Annotated in this window: 23 protein-coding genes; 12 read left to right on the forward strand and 11 right to left on the reverse strand. The window is 40.0% G+C overall.

All coding sequences use genetic code 11. The features are described 5' to 3' along the window. Positions 1-76 precede the first annotated feature (76 nt). The 3 genes from HMPREF3237_RS08990 (at position 77) to HMPREF3237_RS03460 (ending at position 1,906) form a co-directional block, all read left to right on the forward strand. On the forward strand, positions 77-235 hold the full coding sequence (locus HMPREF3237_RS08990; RefSeq protein WP_180364194.1) for a hypothetical protein: 159 nt from the start codon (positions 77-79) through the stop codon (positions 233-235). Between the two features lie 77 nt (positions 236-312). After that, positions 313-1,104, forward strand: a complete 792-nt coding sequence (locus tag HMPREF3237_RS03455) for a DUF2785 domain-containing protein (protein WP_070888847.1) — start codon at positions 313-315, stop codon at positions 1,102-1,104. A 109-nt stretch (positions 1,105-1,213) separates the two neighbouring features. Then, positions 1,214-1,906: an MIP/aquaporin family protein gene (locus HMPREF3237_RS03460; RefSeq protein WP_070888848.1), complete on the forward strand. Its 693-nt coding sequence runs from the start codon at positions 1,214-1,216 to the stop codon at positions 1,904-1,906. 55 nt (positions 1,907-1,961) lie between these two features. Here HMPREF3237_RS03460 and queF read toward each other — a convergent pair whose 3' ends face one another. The 7 genes from queF to HMPREF3237_RS03495 form a co-directional block, all read right to left on the reverse strand. Beyond that, positions 1,962-2,453 carry a preQ(1) synthase gene (queF, locus tag HMPREF3237_RS03465; protein WP_006146295.1) on the reverse strand — a complete coding sequence of 164 codons (492 nt, stop codon included), beginning with the start codon at positions 2,451-2,453 and terminating at the stop codon, positions 1,962-1,964. Positions 2,454-2,473: 20 nt separating this feature from the next. Continuing rightward, positions 2,474-3,190 (reverse strand): 7-carboxy-7-deazaguanine synthase QueE, encoded by a 717-nt coding sequence (queE, locus tag HMPREF3237_RS03470; RefSeq protein ID WP_070888849.1) that lies wholly within the window; start codon positions 3,188-3,190, stop codon positions 2,474-2,476. Beyond that, a complete protein-coding gene (gene queD, locus HMPREF3237_RS03475; protein ID WP_006146297.1) occupies positions 3,183-3,626 on the reverse strand; it encodes a 6-carboxytetrahydropterin synthase QueD in 444 nt (147 codons plus the stop codon). Before queD ends, queE begins: the two co-directional genes overlap by 8 nt. Then, positions 3,626-4,279 (reverse strand): 7-cyano-7-deazaguanine synthase QueC, encoded by a 654-nt coding sequence (queC, locus tag HMPREF3237_RS03480; RefSeq protein WP_070888850.1) that lies wholly within the window; start codon positions 4,277-4,279, stop codon positions 3,626-3,628. The genes queD and queC overlap by 1 nt, the downstream gene beginning before the upstream one ends. Positions 4,280-4,480: 201 nt before the next feature. After that, positions 4,481-4,795 (reverse strand): thioredoxin, encoded by a 315-nt coding sequence (gene trxA, locus HMPREF3237_RS03485; RefSeq protein WP_001029581.1) that lies wholly within the window; start codon positions 4,793-4,795, stop codon positions 4,481-4,483. 14 nt (positions 4,796-4,809) lie between these two features. Continuing rightward, positions 4,810-5,031 (reverse strand): DUF4649 family protein, encoded by a 222-nt coding sequence (locus HMPREF3237_RS03490; RefSeq protein WP_006150880.1) that lies wholly within the window; start codon positions 5,029-5,031, stop codon positions 4,810-4,812. A 94-nt stretch (positions 5,032-5,125) separates the two neighbouring features. Further along, positions 5,126-5,506 (reverse strand): MarR family winged helix-turn-helix transcriptional regulator, encoded by a 381-nt coding sequence (locus tag HMPREF3237_RS03495; protein WP_070888851.1) that lies wholly within the window; start codon positions 5,504-5,506, stop codon positions 5,126-5,128. A 181-nt stretch (positions 5,507-5,687) separates the two neighbouring features. Between HMPREF3237_RS03495 and HMPREF3237_RS03500 the strand changes: the two genes are divergently transcribed. Both HMPREF3237_RS03500 and HMPREF3237_RS03505 read left to right on the forward strand, forming a co-directional pair. Beyond that, positions 5,688-6,062: a CidA/LrgA family protein gene (locus tag HMPREF3237_RS03500; RefSeq protein ID WP_025168778.1), complete on the forward strand. Its 375-nt coding sequence runs from the start codon at positions 5,688-5,690 to the stop codon at positions 6,060-6,062. Further along, positions 6,059-6,754, forward strand: a complete 696-nt coding sequence (locus HMPREF3237_RS03505; protein ID WP_006146302.1) for an LrgB family protein — start codon at positions 6,059-6,061, stop codon at positions 6,752-6,754. Before HMPREF3237_RS03500 ends, HMPREF3237_RS03505 begins: the two co-directional genes overlap by 4 nt. A 72-nt stretch (positions 6,755-6,826) precedes the next feature. Here the strand turns inward: HMPREF3237_RS03505 and HMPREF3237_RS03510 are convergent, their stop codons facing one another. The 4 genes from HMPREF3237_RS03510 to HMPREF3237_RS03525 all read right to left on the reverse strand — a co-directional run bounded on the left by HMPREF3237_RS03510 (position 6,827) and on the right by HMPREF3237_RS03525 (position 10,359). After that, positions 6,827-8,398, reverse strand: a complete 1,572-nt coding sequence (locus HMPREF3237_RS03510; protein ID WP_070888852.1) for a streptosactin export ABC transporter GggC — start codon at positions 8,396-8,398, stop codon at positions 6,827-6,829. 128 nt (positions 8,399-8,526) lie between these two features. Next, positions 8,527-9,279 (reverse strand): hypothetical protein, encoded by a 753-nt coding sequence (locus HMPREF3237_RS03515; protein WP_070888853.1) that lies wholly within the window; start codon positions 9,277-9,279, stop codon positions 8,527-8,529. A 15-nt stretch (positions 9,280-9,294) separates the two neighbouring features. Next, entirely contained in the window at positions 9,295-9,990 is a 696-nt protein-coding gene (locus HMPREF3237_RS03520) for an ABC transporter ATP-binding protein (RefSeq protein WP_070888854.1), read from the reverse strand. A 3-nt stretch (positions 9,991-9,993) separates the two neighbouring features. Continuing rightward, entirely contained in the window at positions 9,994-10,359 is a 366-nt protein-coding gene (locus HMPREF3237_RS03525) for a GntR family transcriptional regulator (RefSeq protein WP_070888855.1), read from the reverse strand. Between the two features lie 144 nt (positions 10,360-10,503). Between HMPREF3237_RS03525 and nrdR the strand changes: the two genes are divergently transcribed. The 7 genes from nrdR (at position 10,504) to HMPREF3237_RS03560 (ending at position 16,730) form a co-directional block, all read left to right on the forward strand. Further along, positions 10,504-10,977, forward strand: coding sequence for a transcriptional regulator NrdR (nrdR, locus tag HMPREF3237_RS03530; RefSeq protein WP_025168780.1), 474 nt, complete (start codon positions 10,504-10,506; stop codon positions 10,975-10,977). Beyond that, the gene (locus HMPREF3237_RS03535) at positions 10,978-12,147 is read left to right on the forward strand and encodes a replication initiation and membrane attachment family protein (protein ID WP_070888856.1); all 1,170 of its coding nucleotides are present in this window, start codon (positions 10,978-10,980) and stop codon (positions 12,145-12,147) included. Next, on the forward strand, positions 12,148-13,044 hold the full coding sequence (gene dnaI / locus HMPREF3237_RS03540) for a primosomal protein DnaI (protein ID WP_070888857.1): 897 nt from the start codon (positions 12,148-12,150) through the stop codon (positions 13,042-13,044). Beyond that, positions 13,041-13,754, forward strand: a complete 714-nt coding sequence (locus HMPREF3237_RS03545; protein ID WP_070888858.1) for an NADPH-dependent oxidoreductase — start codon at positions 13,041-13,043, stop codon at positions 13,752-13,754. Before dnaI ends, HMPREF3237_RS03545 begins: the two co-directional genes overlap by 4 nt. A 13-nt stretch (positions 13,755-13,767) precedes the next feature. Further along, the gene (gene der / locus HMPREF3237_RS03550) at positions 13,768-15,078 is read left to right on the forward strand and encodes a ribosome biogenesis GTPase Der (protein WP_070888859.1); all 1,311 of its coding nucleotides are present in this window, start codon (positions 13,768-13,770) and stop codon (positions 15,076-15,078) included. Between the two features lie 194 nt (positions 15,079-15,272). Further along, positions 15,273-16,097, forward strand: coding sequence for a TPM domain-containing protein (locus HMPREF3237_RS03555; RefSeq protein ID WP_006146312.1), 825 nt, complete (start codon positions 15,273-15,275; stop codon positions 16,095-16,097). Positions 16,098-16,136: 39 nt separating this feature from the next. Beyond that, entirely contained in the window at positions 16,137-16,730 is a 594-nt protein-coding gene (locus HMPREF3237_RS03560) for a LemA family protein (RefSeq protein WP_006146313.1), read from the forward strand. Positions 16,731-16,765 lie beyond the last annotated feature (35 nt).

Genomic DNA, 16,765 nt, shown 5'->3' on the forward strand with positions numbered 1-16,765 from the left:
CGGTTGATCAGATTATCGCCTACAGTGCAGAGTTGGGCAAGTAAGATGTAAAGTAATAGAAAGTTAGGTGATTGCTATGCTGATGATTTTTGGATGGTTGACAGTCATTATCTTTGGGCTATTTGTAGCTATTTTCAAAAAAGCCGTTGAAGGCCGTGATGTCAAAACTGAACTGAAAGTAGAACTGGTATTGCTTGTACTTTACTTCATTTTGTACCATATTCTCTTTCATTAAAAATTCGATGTTAAGAAATAGAAAATCATCTACGGATAGCTTTTTGATCAGTGACTAGAAAAGCAGAGGTGCTAGGGATGTATCAAGAATTACAAAGTAAAGTGACAGAAGAAAAACCAAGCTATAGTCGGGAAGAAATCCAGTGGTTGCTGGAACATTTAGGAGACCCCTCACCAGAAATTCGCGATGATCTCGTTTTTACAAGCTTGGCTAGAGGGATTCAAGAAGAACTGTTTACACAGGAACAATTTCAGTTTATTTCTGAAAAAATCTCATCTGATGGAGGGTTAGAGAAAGAGATTGATAAGTCAGGCTTGCCTACACTTGAACGTTCGTTTAGGGCACTGATTTATGCAAATCTCTTGTCTGTTGATGCCAACCCGCAATCGATGTTTTATCAGGGGTTGCAAGCAGAAATTCGTACTGTCCTCTTACATCAAGGCTTGCACTATCTTTCAAAAGAAACGGATACGACTGGTTTTTCAAGCCAGTATGGCTGGGTTCACGCTTTTGCGCATGGAGCGGATCTCTTGACAGAGGTGGTTTGTAATCCAGACTTTCCGAAAAACAGAGTTCCTGAAGGCTTGGACATCCTTGGTAAACTCTTTAAAAGGGTTTCGATTCGTTTTATAGATGATGAGGACTGGCGCTTGGCGAGAGTGCTTTATGAACCTATTTTACAAGGGAAGTTAGAGCAAGAACAGCTAGCTTCTTGGATAAAAGCCGTTGATTTTCCGATAGAAGAAAGGGAAGATTTTTATAAATTTTCCAACTTCAGATCGTGTCTGTTGGAAGTCTATGTCCAACTAGACCAAAGAAACATTTTACAAGCTGACTTGAAAGAAACCATTCAATCTTTCCAATACTAGCCTCGGGTATCTAATAGTGCAAAGATCTGCAATTTTCCAAGCACTTTTCTTGAAACCTTTTCCTTCTTTTGATAGACTATAACATAGTTTAAATAAAAGGAGACTTATCATGAAAAAATTTGTTGCTGAGTTAATCGGTACATTTATGCTAGTGTTTATCGGAACAGGATCCGTTGTTTTTGGACATGGTGTTGAAGGTGTCGGCCACCTTGGAATCGCTCTTGCTTTTGGTTTGTCTATCGTAGTAGCAGCCTACTCAATCGGAACGATTTCAGGAGCTCACTTGAATCCTGCTGTTTCTATCGCTATGTTTGTAAACAAACGCTTGTCATCATCAGACCTTGTAAACTACCTCTTAGCACAAGTTGTTGGAGCATTCCTTGCCTCTGGTGCGGTATTCTTCCTCTTGGCAAACTCAGGCATGTCAACTGCTAGCCTAGGTGAAAATGCCTTGGCAAACGGTGTAACTGTTTTTGGTGGTTTCTTATTTGAAACAATCGCTACTTTCTTGTTTGTTTTGGTCATCATGACAGTAACTTCTGAAACTAAGGGGAATCCTTCTATCGCTGGTTTGGTAATTGGTTTGTCATTGACAGCCTTGATCCTTGTTGGGTTGAACATCACTGGACTTTCAGTAAATCCAGCTCGTAGCTTAGCTCCAGCTGTATTTGTAGGTGGAGCTGCTCTTCAACAAGTTTGGATTTTCATTGTAGCACCGATTGTGGGTGGAGTTCTTGCAGCTCTTGTTGCTAAGAATCTTCTTGGAACAGAAGAAAAAGATGAAACTCTAGCTTCTTTATAATCATCATAAAAAAGCCTTGCTCCTCTTTTTGAGGAGCAAGGCTTTTTCTATATTTTTAGCGATTATCAATCTTTTCTGGATACAAGTCGTGTTGGAAGAGTCGTTGCTCAGCTAGCCCTTCATACTTGGTGCCAGCTTTTCCGTAGTTGTAGTAGGGGTCAATTGAAATTCCACCACGTGGAGTAAATTTGCCCCAAACTTCTAAATAGCGGGGATCGAGTAATTTGACTAAGTCTTTCCCAATCGTATTGATGCAATTTTCGTGGAAATCACCGTGATTGCGATAGCTAAATAGGTAAAGCTTGAGGGATTTTGACTCGACACAGAGTTTATCAGGAATGTAGGAGATATAAATAGTTGCAAAGTCTGGCTGAGCTGTAATAGGGCAAAGAGAGGTAAACTCAGGACAGTTAAATTTGATAAAGTAATCATTATCGACATGACGGTTCGCGAATGATTCTAGAACCTCTGGTTGGTAATCAAAATGGTAGTTGGTTTCTTTGTTTCCTAATAAGGTCAGGTTTTTCATTTCTTCTTGTTGTGACATACTATCTTCTTTCTAGTTGTTTAAACGCCTCGTTGATTGTCGTAGAGGAGGGTATGGAGTTGTGGGAGGACACGAACATTGCCCCAACTATCGTCAGCTGCAATGCGTTCCCAGAGTTCTTTTAAGCGATCTAACTGATCTTGGACAATGTTTCCCGTTGCTTTTGGCTCAGGATTTCCAGCCGATAGATAGAGAACATCTGGCTTATAACGTTTTTGGATATCCTTTGCAAATTCTAAGTCTTCTTCATTAAAAACGGGGATTTTGAAAGTTACCTTGTCAGGGTCTAGTTGAGAGACGATAAAGTCTAAAGTCTCAAAATTGACCTCCATCTTGGAAGAAGGTGGTTTGGGACTTAGTGTGACTTGATCGATATCTTTCAACCAAGTTTGCCAACGTGAACCCTGGGTTTCAACAGCAAGAGTAACGCCACGTTCTTTGAGTTTTGTGACTAATTCAGCCATGTTGGCTGCCAATAGAGCAGGATTTCCGCCAGAGAGGGTGACATAGTCATATGTTCCTAGTTTATCTAAAGCAGCGATTACTTCGTCAGCGGTCATGCGGGTTGGTTTTTCAGAACCATCCCAAGTAAAGGCAGAGTCACACCAGTCGCAATGATAGTCGCACCCAGCGGTACGAACAAACATGGTTTTTTGACCGATAGCTCGTCCCTCACCTTGAAAGGTGGGACCAAAGATTTCTAAAACAGGAAGTTTAAGGACACGCTCTTTAGTCATGTAACCACTCCCGTCTAAATTCAGCAAAGGAAGAAGGCGTTTCGTATAAGCGAACATATTCCAAGCGCAAACCTCTTTGATCAGGTAATTCTTGCTGAATAGTGTTAAAAATCCAGTAAACCATATTTTCTGCTGTAGTATTCATGTAAGGCAGGGTTTCATTGAGATAACGATGATCTAGATGTGGTTCTAAGTGATTTTTATAGATTTGTTTAATATCGCCGAAGTCGTAAGTCATGCCACGGTCATCTAAAAAGCCACTAACAGCGATTTGTAAATGATAGGTGTGACCATGAAGAGACTTACATTTTCCCTCGTAGTGAAAGAGGTGGTGGGCAGCGTCAAATGTAAATTCTTTGGAAACCATGGTTCTGTATGGATTATAGACCAGCGATTCTCCAGTTTCGTGTTTGATTTCTTTAGGGACAAAAAACATCAGGCCTCTCCTTTCTGCGAGAGATAAACCTCTAAACCATGTTGACGTAGATGGCAGGCAGGACAATCTCCACAACCAGCTCCCTTGATACCGTTATAGCAAGTCAAGGTTTTTTCTCGAACGTAATCAAAGGCACCGAGTTGATCAGCCAAGGCCCATGTTTCTGCCTTATCCAACCACATGAGAGGCGTTTGGATCACAAAGTCGTAGGCCATAGCTAAATTGAGTGTCACGTTGAGAGATTTGACAAAGACGTCACGACAGTCAGGATATCCTGAAAAGTCTGTCTCACAAACACCGGTGACGATATCTGTGATACCTCTCTGTTTAGCGAGAACTGCTGCAAAGGACAGAAAGAGATGATTGCGACCATCAACGAAGGTATTAGGAACCTCTCCTTCTTTTTGCTCAATTTCTAAATCTGAAGTCAAGGCATTTTCAGTAATTTGTCCTAGCAGAGACATATCTAGGATATGATGACGAATACCTTGCTCTTTGGCAATTTCTTTTGCGACCTCGATTTCTAAATGATGACGTTGACCATAAGCAAAGGTGACAGCTTCTACAGTCTCATAATGTTTTTTTGCCCAAAAAAGGCAGGTTGTTGAATCTTGACCGCCACTAAAGACGACCAGGGCTGATTGACGTTTCATAGTACTCCTTCTATATAGGAGATGTTTAGAGCACGCAAAAAGCTCCCTAAAGGGAGCTAAAAAATACCAAGTCAAGGTTTTTTTTAGCGATGGCATGTCCCAAACATCGTGATATTCTAATTATAGTCTAGCATATTTTTGGAAAAATGGCAAAGGACAAGAAAAAAGAGGCCAAATGAATGCACTTGGTCTCTCCTTTGATTAACTCAATTCAGCAACGATGGCTTTGATTTGTTCTGCAGTGTGGACACCAGCCACTTGTTTAACCACTTGTCCATCTTTCTTGAAAAGAAGAGTAGGGATAGACATGATTCCAAATGCACGAGCTGTGTTTGGATTTTCATCAACGTCCATTTTAACGATTTTCAAAACATCTTCTGAAAGTTCTTCAGACAATTTGTCCAAGATTGGACCTTGCATACGACATGGACCACACCAAGTTGCCCAGAAGTCTACCAAGACCAATCCGTCTTTAGTTTCTTGTTCAAATGTTGCATCTGTAATTGCTTTTGCCATAGTATTTCTCCTTTTTAGTTATATTGGCTTAAATCTTGTTTCATGAGATAGAAGAAAACATCCCCATAAGTCCCATGGTAGTCCAGAACATGACCATTGTAAGTTAGTTTTTGGACAGGGTAATAGTCTGCGACACCAATCAGGCAGGCATGTTGAGAACGTTCAAATTCTTCATATGACTCGAAGGTCATTGTTCTCTCTTGCTTGCTGGCATCTAGATAAGTGATTTCAATCATAGGATTCTCCTTTGCTAAATCATGTCTTCATTTTACTCCTTGGAAAAAGGAATGTCAAGAAAATTGATTGCGCACGCAAGTTTTTTGAAAAACTTTAAGATAACCAACTTGCTTTTGTTTCAAGACTTTCTTCGACTGCTTTTTGTAGATAAGCAAGAGTGGTCTGGCCCTCCTTAGTGAGGCAGATAAAACTAGCTCGCTTGTCCTGATCGCAGCATCTCCGACTAAGTAAACCACAGTTTTTTTCTTCTAGGCGTGCCACCATCCGTGATACAGCGCTAGGGCTCAGATGAAGTTTGTCAGGCAAGTCAATCTGTCTCAAAGATTTTTCTTGAGTCTGATTTAAAAAGTGCAAGAGATAGAATTCTTTGAGCGTTAGACTTTGGTCGCTCTGATCAGCGATCGTTTGCTCTAAAATAGCTTCTAGCTCTACTTGTCGGCGGTTGAAGTCAAACCATTTTTCTAAGTAAGTCATATCAATCTCCTTTCCTCTATAATAGTTGTAAATAGATTCGCGCATCTAAGATGCTTGCGCACGCAATCAGTATACAACTTTTTTTATTCGATAGCAAGAAGTGTGTTTCTTGTGTATTTCCTTGAAATTTTCTGAAAAAAGAGTAAACTGGTATGCAGAAAGTCTATTTTTGGAGTATACGATGAAGTTATATGTTCAGTTAATGATTCTGTTTGTGATTTCTCTGATAGGAGAGGGGATTTCGACTTTGTTGCACTTGCCAATTCCTGGTAGTATTATTGGATTGATTATTTTATTTCTAGCTTTGCAGTTCAAGTGGTTGCGAGTACGACATGTCAACATGGTTGGGAATTTTCTCTTAGCTAATATGACGATTCTCTTTCTGCCTCCTGCAGTTGGGATTATGGAAAAATTTGATGTGATTGCTCCTTATTTATTGCCCATTGTCTTGATTGTCTTTTTTGCGGCAGTTATCAATATTATCTTGATTGCGCTTGTAGTTCAGTTTATTAAAAAGCGTTACGAAGGAGATTACGAAGAAAGAGGTGCCAAATGAGCGAATTTGTATCCAATCCACTTTTTGGGATAGCCTTGTCCATTTTGGCTTATCTTGGAGGCATGATTATCTTTAGACGGTACCCTCATCCTCTGACAACTCCCTTGCTGCTAGCAACTTTGTTTATCATTGTTTTTCTAAAACTAACTGGTATTTCTTATGTTGCCTATTATCAAGGTGGGGTCTATCTCAATAACTTGATTGTTCCCTCAACAGTAGCTTTAGGAATTCCACTATATAAGAGTTTTCACCTCATGAAACACCATGTTAGAAGTATTCTACTCAGTAGTTTCCTAGCGGTTGTTGTAAATACCGTTTTTACAGCTTTAGTTGCCAAATTTTTCGGTATGGATTTTTTCTTGGCGATTTCGCTTTTTCCAAAGTCCGTAACCACAGCCATGGCGGTTGGAATTACGGATAAGTTACAAGGGATAGCAACAATTACTTTGGTAGTCGTGGTAGCGACTGGTATTTTGACTAGCGTTATTGGGCCAACACTCTTGAAATGGTTGAAAATTAATGATCCGGTAGCTGCTGGTCTTGCTCTGGGAGGAACAGGTCATGCAGTTGGAACAGGGACAGCATTTCGCTATGGGGCTGTTGCAGGAGCTATGGGAGGTTTAGCCATTGGCGTGACAGGAATCCTGTATGTTTTTATTAGTCCAATTGTAGCAAGTTTGATATTAAGCTAAAAAAAGCTGGAACAATGTTCCGGCCTTTTTTTATTTTTTATGAGACAGTTGATGCAGTCGTTAATGGCAATTTTAGTTTTTGGATTGTTTAGGGATTTTATCGGCTTTGTAGAGATGGATGACCTGATCATAGCGCTTTAAATCCTCTTCGTTATAATGGTGAATAACCTCGATAACCGTTTGAGGTAGAGAAAAGAGGAGGTCACTGATTTTTTGACTGTTTTCTGAATCCAGATTAGCCTTGGCTTCGTCTGCTAGGATCAACCGGCTGTTGTGGTAGAGTGCACGCGCAATTTCAAGCCGTTGTTTTTCACCACCAGATAAGCTATCTTCGTTCAGATTTCTATTCTTTAAGCTATCTAAGCCAGTCTGTTTGAGAATGGATTCAAGTTTAGAGACATTTTTGACAGCACCGAGAATGATATTTTCTTCAAGAGAGAGGCTGTTGAAATAATGACTAGACTGGAGGATGTAGGAGCTAACACTAGTAATTTCTTCTCGAGAAAGACTTTGATCTGCAAAGGAGATGTGCCCGTGCGTAGGTTGCTGGTCTCCATGGATAAGATTGAGTAGGCTGGTCTTTCCAGAACCACTTTCACCAATGATAGCAATTTTTTCTCCTTGCTTGATATGCAGTGAAAGCGGAGCTAGGATTGCTTGTCCATCAGCTTCTAGACTAATTTCTTGTAATTGGATTGGGTAAATATCTGTGATTGGATGTGGAAGGCTAGGGTCCTTTTCATTTAACAGTTTCTGGTATTTTTCGCGAAGGTAGTTGGTAGATTTGCGGGTGTTGGTGAAGTAAGCTAGCTCTTGAAACTGATACCCTATGTTGTGGGAAACGAGATAGATAGCTACAAAGCTCGCAGCACTGAGATGACCATAGTAGGTCATGAAACCACCAATCACAATTGGAGCGACAGAGCAAAAGGCATCGATGCTGTTAATCACAAGACTATTGAGTGTCCGTTGCTTTTCATAGGCAATCTCTGTAGTTAGACTGGATTTAAGTTTCTCTTGATAGCGATTAAAAAAGAAAGTCTGTCCATGATAATGACGGATTTGTTGATTTCCTGCGATAAAGTTGGTTAAACTAGCTAGATAAGTCTGGTTGGATTTAGAACGATTTTCAGACAGGGCATCTAATCGTTTGGAACCAATGGAGCTACAGAGAACAGGAAAGGAATAAAAGAGGATAAAGATCAATCCCAGATAGAAGTTGGTCCATAAGGCATAGATGATTGATACTGAAGTGAAACCAATAGATGAAATGATGATAACCGTTGGTTCGATGTAGTTGTTTTCTAATTGCTTTACATCATTTTCCAAATCAGATAAAATATCTTGTTCAGAGATATGGTAGCTATGTAAAAAGCGATGAAAGATAGCACTTTTCATTCCGAATTTGAAATCTGTAATGACTCGTGCATAGTAATATCGTTTCCCAGCTAGGCCGAGTAAAAGGATGAGGTTTCCTAGAATCCCTAAGATAAGTACTTTCCAGAGGAGATTGAGCTCTTGATTGGTAAAACTAGCGACGATATTCTGAACTAAGGCGGGAGTGATAATAGCTTCCAGCCAAGTGATGACAATTGACAATAAATACAGGGTGAGGTGTTTTTTGGTGACAAATTTTCTTAGCATGGATATGAACCCTCCCTTTTCATCAGAGTAATCAATTAAAGTTATTATACTCTTTTTTGTAAAATAATTCACATGAAAAAAGAATTAAGAAAAGTCTAGCAAAACAGTGTTTGCTAGACTTTTTATGGTTATTGAAGGTTGACCTTGTTTTTCAAGATATAGTAGGTTCCGACATAGGCAATGATAGATAAAATCAAGTCTTTGATCGTTTGAAGGTATAAAAACCAATTAAAGTTGTTGCCATATAAATTCAAATCAAATAAACTATCAATTCGGAAGAAAATTCCAAAAAAGCTTAAAATGATGTTGATGACAATGTAAGCAAGAACTGCAAGGGCTGTACGATATTCGTTAAAGAGTTGCCCAATGGAAATGGATAGATAAATCAAGAGGATACCAAAGACAGAATTGAACACAAGGTAGGGGATGTAAATCCAGTCTTCAAATAAATGAATGCTGAAGAAACGATAGATGTAGATGTAATCTTTTTCTAGAGGAGATAGGAAAATGATAATAGAGATGCTTGCTACAAAAACAATGTAACTAAGCAAGGTCCAGACAAAGGCACCAAAGAGTTTGGATAGAATAATATGGTGTTCAGATACTGGAAGTGTCAGTGTCAGATACCCTTGACGCTCATAAACACTTCCCTTGAATCTCCGAATGATGAGAATGAGAGTAGAGATAAAGAGCGTGATCATCAAACCACCAAATACAAGCGATAAAAAGAAAAAGATTAAGGTGTCATCGACATTTTTTAACTGGGCTAGAGCTCCAGACTGGTAACCAATTAAAACGGAAATTCCAAGGATAACGCCGTAGAGAGAAAGGTACCATTTATTGACATTTTTAAATTCATAACGAACTAAATTCCAAAACATAATAATCTCCTTTGCTTAAGCTTTAAACTCATGTCGGAAGAGTTGGTCGATGGACTCTCCTGTCTCAGAACGGATATCATCTACATTTCCTTGACGAACGACTTTTCCATCTTTGAGGAAGATAATTTCATCCAAGATGGGTTCAATATCAGAAATCAAGTGCGTTGAAATAATGACAGTTGAAGTCTGAGAGTAGTTGTTAATAATGGTGTTCAAGATATAGTCACGAGCAGCAGGGTCTACTCCACCGATAGGCTCATCAAGTATATATAGTCGTGCTTCTCGACTCATGACAAGGATGAGTTGCACCTTTTCCTTAGTCCCTTTGGAAAGCTTTTTAAAGCGGCTATTTTCATCAATACCGAGATCACGAAGAAGGTGGAGGGCACGTTGTAGATTGAAATCTTTATAAAAGGTCTTGAAATAGGTTAGGGCTTCCTTGACCTTCATTTGTTCATTGAGATAAGTTGTATCTGGAAGGTAAGAAACAATGGCTTTTGTGGCTGGACTCGGAGTCATATTATCGATGAGAATATGACCTTGTTCTGGTTGAAGAAGACCGTTGATGAGTTTAATCAGGGTTGTTTTTCCGGAACCGTTTGGTCCGAGGAGACCAACGATCTTTCCAGCTGGGATTTCAAGGGAAACATTTTGAAGAGCAGGGCTTGCTCCATAGAATTTTGAAACATTTTCAAACGTTAACAAGGTCATAGTTTAAACTCCTTCAATATAATCTCTCAAAACAATAGGTAGTTCTTCTTTTTCATAGCCAAATTCTACCATGACTGTGACAAACTGTTGCAGTTGTTCTACGGATAGTTGTTTACGGGATTGGCGGATTAAGTCCAAATCTTCTGTGACAAAACGTCCTGCGGTCCGCTTGGTGTAGACGAAGCCTTCTCTTTCCAGATCTGAAAGGGCACGTTGAATAGTGTTTGGATTGACGCCAGCCTCGCTAGCCAGTTCTCTGACAGTTGGCAGTTGTTGATTAGGCTCGAGTTTATGTGAAACAATTTGTAATTTAATTTTTTCCATAATCTGCATATAAATGGGTTTGTTGTTATCAAATGTCCAGGACATCACGGTCTCCTTTCAACAATTTCTTTTTGTATCACTTAAATAATACAACTAAACAAAAAAACTTGTCAAGCCAAAAGGAGAATTATTTTGGGAATTGCTTAAAAAAATGGTATAATGAAAAGAAAACGACAAGGAGGGGAAGGCATGCGTTGTCCAAAATGTGGCGCTACTAAATCAAGTGTTATCGATAGCCGTCAAGCCGAAGAAGGAAATACGATTAGAAGAAGACGTGAGTGCGAAGAATGCCAACATCGTTTTACGACCTATGAACGTGTAGAAGAAAGAACCTTGGTTGTCGTTAAGAAAGATGGCACACGGGAGCAGTTTTCAAGAGATAAAATCTTTAATGGGATTATTCGTTCGGCCCAAAAACGTCCGGTATCCAGTGATGAGATTGGTATGGTCGTTAGTCGTATCGAACAAAAACTCCTCAGTCGTAATGATAATGAAATTCAAAGTGAGGATATCGGTTCTCTCGTTATGGAAGAATTGGCAGAACTAGATGAAATCACCTACGTTCGTTTCGCTAGTGTCTATCGTAGCTTTAAAGACGTGAGCGAGCTAGAAAATCTTCTCAAACAAATTACGCAATCTTCAAAGAAGAAAAAGGAAAAATAAATGAAGCCTAATGATCGTTTTTCTTTTCTAAAGAATAATCGGGTGTCGCAAGATCCCACATCTCTGGTGCAGTGCTACCTCCCGATTATCGGTCAGGATGCGCTGAGTCTTTACCTTTATACCCTAGCCTTTTGGGATAATGGGCAAAAGGAACATCTCTTTGCTGCGATTCTCAATCATCTTAATTTCGGAATGGACAGGCTTTTAAAGGCTTTTAAAATTTTATCAGCCTTCAACTTGGTTACCCTCTATCAAAAGGGTGACGTTTATGAAATTGCTATTCATCCAACGATTTCTGGTTCAGATTTCTTGCGTCATACGGTTTATCGTACCTTATTAGAGAAAAAAATTGGAGAGCCGGCAGTTTCTGATTTGCGTCAAGAGTCTGCAGACGGAGAAGCTTTGACAGTTCCTTTGAGTCAGGTCTTTCCAGAAATAGAGGACATGGCTAGTCATGACGAGATGCCAGCAAGAGCTAATTTCACGAATGATTTTGATTTGGAGCATTTTCGTCAGCTCATGATGAGAGATAATCTCCGTTTCCAAGATGAACAGTCAGATGTTTTAGAGTTATTTAAAATCGCTGATGAGAAAAAATGGACCTGGTTTGAAACCTATCAGCTAGCAAAAGGAACAGCAGTTTCTCAAGTCATTTCTATCAAGCGTATGCGTGAAAAATTAGCGCAACAGCCTGTTGCATCGGATTTTAGTCCTAAGGAAGCGACCATTATCCGAGAAGCTAAAAGTAAAACGGCCCTAGAATTTTTAGCGGGAATCAAACAAACCCGAAATGCAGGAATTATCCAAGCTGAACGCGATTTGCTAAAACAGATGGCAGACCTAGGCTTGCTTGATGAAGTTATCAATGTCGTTATACTTTTGACCTTCAACAAGGTTGATTCGGCCAATCTCAATGAAAAATATGCCATGAAAGTGGCCAATGATTACTCTTATAACAAAGTCAGAACTGCTGAAGAGGCTGTGCTTCGAATTAGAGAAAAAAATCAAAAGGGGCAAGAATCAAAAACAGCGAAGACAAGCCAGGCAAAAACCAATGTTCCTAAATGGAGTAATCCAGAATATAAAAACACGTCATCAGCTGAGGAATTGGAAGAAATGGAACGCCAAACCCTAGAATTATTAGCGAAATTAGATAATGGAGGTGAATAGATGGAAAGTGTAGGAGATGTGCTAAAAGGTCATCCCAGCCGTTTTCAATACCAGGACCTGGTCCATCAGATTGTAAAAGATCCTGATGTTGCGGCTTTTATCCAGAAGGAATCTCTCAGTCAAGAGGAATTGAATCGTAGTATCTCTAAGTTTAACCAATACATCACCGAGCGTGATAAGTTCCTTCGCGGAGATACAGACTATATCGCGCGTGGTTACAAGCCTGTCCTGGTCATGAACCATGGTTACGCAGATGTATCCTATGAGGAAACTCCGGAACTGATTGCGGCTGAAAAAGAAGCAGCTATTAAGAAACGTCTAAAATTAATCAATTTACCATCTAGTTTGAAAAATGTCAGCTTTTTAGATGTTTATCGTGATGATGTTGCACGTTTAGCTGTTCTAAATAGAATGATCAAATTTGTTAATGATTACCCAGAAAACCGTAAAGGTCTCTATCTCTATGGAGATTTTGGGGTAGGAAAGAGTTTTATGGTGGCTGCCCTAGCCCATGATTTGTCAGAAAAACGTGGTGTTTCATCAACTCTTCTCCATTATCCGAGCTTTGTCATTGATGTCAAAAATGCTATTGGGGATGGCTCTGTCAAAACCTTGGTAGATGAAATCAAGCTGGCAGAAGTTCTGATTTTGGATGATATCGGTGCTGAGCAATCAACACCGTGGGTCCGTGATGAAATCTTGCAGGTGATTCTTCAGTATCGCATGCAGGAAGATTTACCGACTTTCTTTACTTCAAACTTCAATTTTGAAGATTTGGAAAAACATTTTGCAAAAGGCAAGAACGGAAATGACGAAACTTGGGAAGCCAGACGTGTCATGGAACGTATCCGTTACCTTGCTGAAGAAACACAACTAAAAGGAGAAAACCGTCGATGACAGAAACAATCAAATTAATGAAGGCTCATACTTCAGTGCGTAGATTTAAGGAGCAAGAGATTCCCCAAGAAGATTTAAATACCATTTTGTCTGCAGGACAAATGGCTTCTTCTTGGAAAAATTTCCAATCGTATTCTGTGATTGTAGTTAGAAGTCAAGAAAAGAAGGATGCCTTATTTGAGTTAGTTCCTCAAGAAGCGATTCGCCAGTCTGCAGCCTTTCTCCTCTTTGTCGGTGACCTAAACTGTGCAGAAAAAGGAGCCCGTCTTCATACGGATGTTTTCCAACCTCAAGGGGTGGAAGGACTCCTCATCACTTCAGTAGATGCTGCGCTTGCTGGGCAAAATACCTTGCTTGCGGCAGAAAGCCTAGGCTACGGAGGAGTGATTATCGGTTTGGTGCGTTACAAGTCTGTTGAATTAGCAGAATTGTTCAAGCTTCCTGACTATACCTATCCAGTATTTGGGATTGCACTAGGTGTGCCAAATCAAAAGCATGATGTAAAACCAAGATTGCCACTTGAGAATGTTGTCTTTGAGGAAGAATACCAAGAACAGTCAACGGAGGCTATTGAAGCCTATGACCGTGTACAGACTGAATATGCAGGTGCGCGTGCGACTACAACTTGGAGTCAACGTTTGGCAGAGCAATTCGGTAATCCAGAACCAAGCTCGACTCGAGAAAATCTTGAGCAGAAGAAGTTATTGTAGAAAGTGAGAAAACATGGCCTTACCAACTGTTACCATTGTGGGACGTCCCAATGTTGGGAAATCAACCCTATTTAACCGTATCGCGGGAGAGCGCATCTCAATCGTAGAAGATGTTGAAGGTGTAACGCGAGATCGTATTTATGCCACAGGTGAGTGGCTTAACCGTTCTTTTAGTATGATTGATACTGGAGGGATCGATGATGTCGATGCTCCGTTTATGGAACAAATCAAACACCAGGCAGAAATTGCCATGGAAGAAGCTGATGTTATTGTCTTTGTGGTTTCTGGGAAAGAAGGAATTACGGATGCAGATGAATACGTGGCTCGTAAACTCTATAAAACCCATAAGCCTGTCATCCTTGCGGTCAACAAAGTGGACAACCCAGAGATGCGTAATGAAATTTATGATTTTTATGCACTAGGTTTGGGTGAACCCCTGCCAATTTCATCTGTGCACGGGATTGGTACAGGTGATGTGTTAGACGCCATCGTCGAAAATCTCCCACATGAAGTCGAAGATGAAAATCCAGATGTCATTAAATTCAGCTTGATTGGTCGCCCGAATGTCGGAAAATCTAGCTTGATTAATGCTATTTTGGGAGAAGATCGCGTAATTGCCAGTCCTGTAGCTGGTACAACTCGTGATGCCATTGATACACATTTTACAGATGCGGATGGCCAAGAGTTTACCATGATTGATACGGCTGGTATGCGTAAGTCTGGTAAAGTCTATGAAAACACAGAGAAATACTCAGTCATGCGTGCCATGCGTGCTATTGACCGTTCAGATGTAGTCTTGATGGTCCTCAATGCCGAGGAAGGCATCCGTGAGTACGACAAGCGTATCGCCGGATTTGCCCATGAAGCCGGTAAAGGGATGATCATCGTAGTTAACAAGTGGGATACTCTTGAGAAAGATAACCACACTATGAAAAACTGGGAAGACGATATCCGTGAGCAGTTTCAGTATCTGCCTTACGCACCGATTATCTTTGTATCAGCTTTGACCAAGCAGCGTCTTCACAAGTTGCCTGAGATGATTAAGCAAATCAGCGAGAGTCAAAATACCCGTATTCCATCAGCTGTCTTGAATGACGTGATTATGGATGCTATTGCTATCAACCCTACGCCGACAGACAAAGGGAAACGCCTCAAGATTTTCTATGCGACTCAAGTGGCAACCAAACCACCAACCTTTGTCATCTTTGTCAACGAAGAAGAACTGATGCACTTCTCTTACTTGCGTTTCTTGGAAAATCAAATCCGCAAGGCCTTTGTCTTTGAAGGGACCCCAATCCATCTCATTGCAAGAAAGCGAAAATAGAATGATAAACGAATAAGAAGGATATCAAGCCTTCTTTTTTGTAAATAGCATTAAGAGAATAGAGGTAACATTGTCATCAAATGAACATGATTTTCTGAACTCTTGTCATAGTTTTGTAATGAAAATGTACTTTCTTTGTAAAATTCAAAATGCTATAATGCTCTAAACAATTTTCCTTAAACAAGGAGGTTATGATGAAAAAAGATAGACTGTTAAAGAATCGTTTCTGGGTGCATCTACTTGGTCTGCTGATGGCATTTTTCTTCCTATCAGCATTCACAGCACCTGAAAAACCAGACTATGGTATCTATGATCCAAATCATTATTTGACAGAGGAAACCATTACTCAAATTCGTGATTTGAATGAAGCCAATAGTAAAAAAGCAGAAAAGCTTCAAATAGGTGTCTATATCGTAGACAGTTTGGAAGGTGAAAGCATCGAAACAGTGGCTAATGAAACAGCCAGAGCTTGGAAGATAGGCTATTCAGGAGATAATTTTGGGAGCCTCATTGTAGTAGCCGTTCAAGATCGCAAATCACGGATTGAAACCAGTAACAATACAGCTGTTAGGATAACAGACTATCAAACCAAGCAGTTATTGGCAGCTAGTCGTACGGATTTTAAAAATGGGGATTATAGTAAAGGAATTTTAGCGATTACCAAAGGATTGGATAACCAGTTTTATAAAGGAACTGGAACTCTTCCGTCTGATGAATCCTCTAAAATCAAACGTTATTCTGAAAACATCAATGGTATATATACTAATCGAGATAGAAGTAGCTCATCGAATCGCCATCAGAAAAAAGATCCCATAAAAGATTTCTTTAGCTTCGCGGTGGTGATCTATTTCATTGGAGTTATAATTGCCATTATTAGAGGTGGAGGCTCATCTGGCGGTGGCTGGTGGTTCAGTGACTCATCCGATTCAGATTCGTCTTGGTCCGATTCAGGCTCAGATTCTTCTAGTGACTGGGACGGCGGTGGCTTTGATGGTGGTGGTTCATCTGATGATTGGTAATGTTCGTATGAAATTTAAAGAAATAAGTAGGTTTAAGAAATGAAAAATAAAGGAATTATTTATGTATTAAGCATTTTACTGGCTATTATTTTATTAGGTGGTTGCTCTGTAGTAGGTACTTATAACGGTCTTGTATCAGAGCAAACCAAGGTTGAACAAGCACAAGCAGATGTGGCGACAGCCCTTCAACGCCGTTCAGACTTGATTGGAAATCTGGTAGAGTCTGTAAAAGGGCAGATGAACCATGAGACAGAAGTCTTTACCCAGATTGCAGCGGCGCGAGCAAAAATTGGAAATGGCTCAGTGACCTCAAAGGAAAATCAAGAGGCCCAAGGAGAGTTGAGTTCAGCTATTTCACGCCTGCTTGTGTTGACGGAGAACTATCCTGAGCTTAAGAGCAATCAAAATGTGGAACAACTCATGACGGAGTTAGCTGGAAGCGAAAATCGTATTTTTGTAGCTCGAAAAGATTATAACAAAGTGGCTACTGCATACAATCAAAAACTAAGAAGCTTCCCAACTGTTCTCTTTGCCAATATGATGAACTTTAAAGAGGCAGAGACCTTCAAAGAAAGCGAAGAAGCCAAGATAGCTCCAAAGGTAGACTTTAGTCATTCTACAACAAAAGAATAGGCTCGATCTTTCTAAAAGAAAATCGATAACCAAAA

It is taken from the genome of Streptococcus sp. HMSC34B10 (assembly GCF_001839505.1).
In the GTDB taxonomy this organism is placed as follows: domain Bacteria; phylum Bacillota; class Bacilli; order Lactobacillales; family Streptococcaceae; genus Streptococcus; species Streptococcus peroris.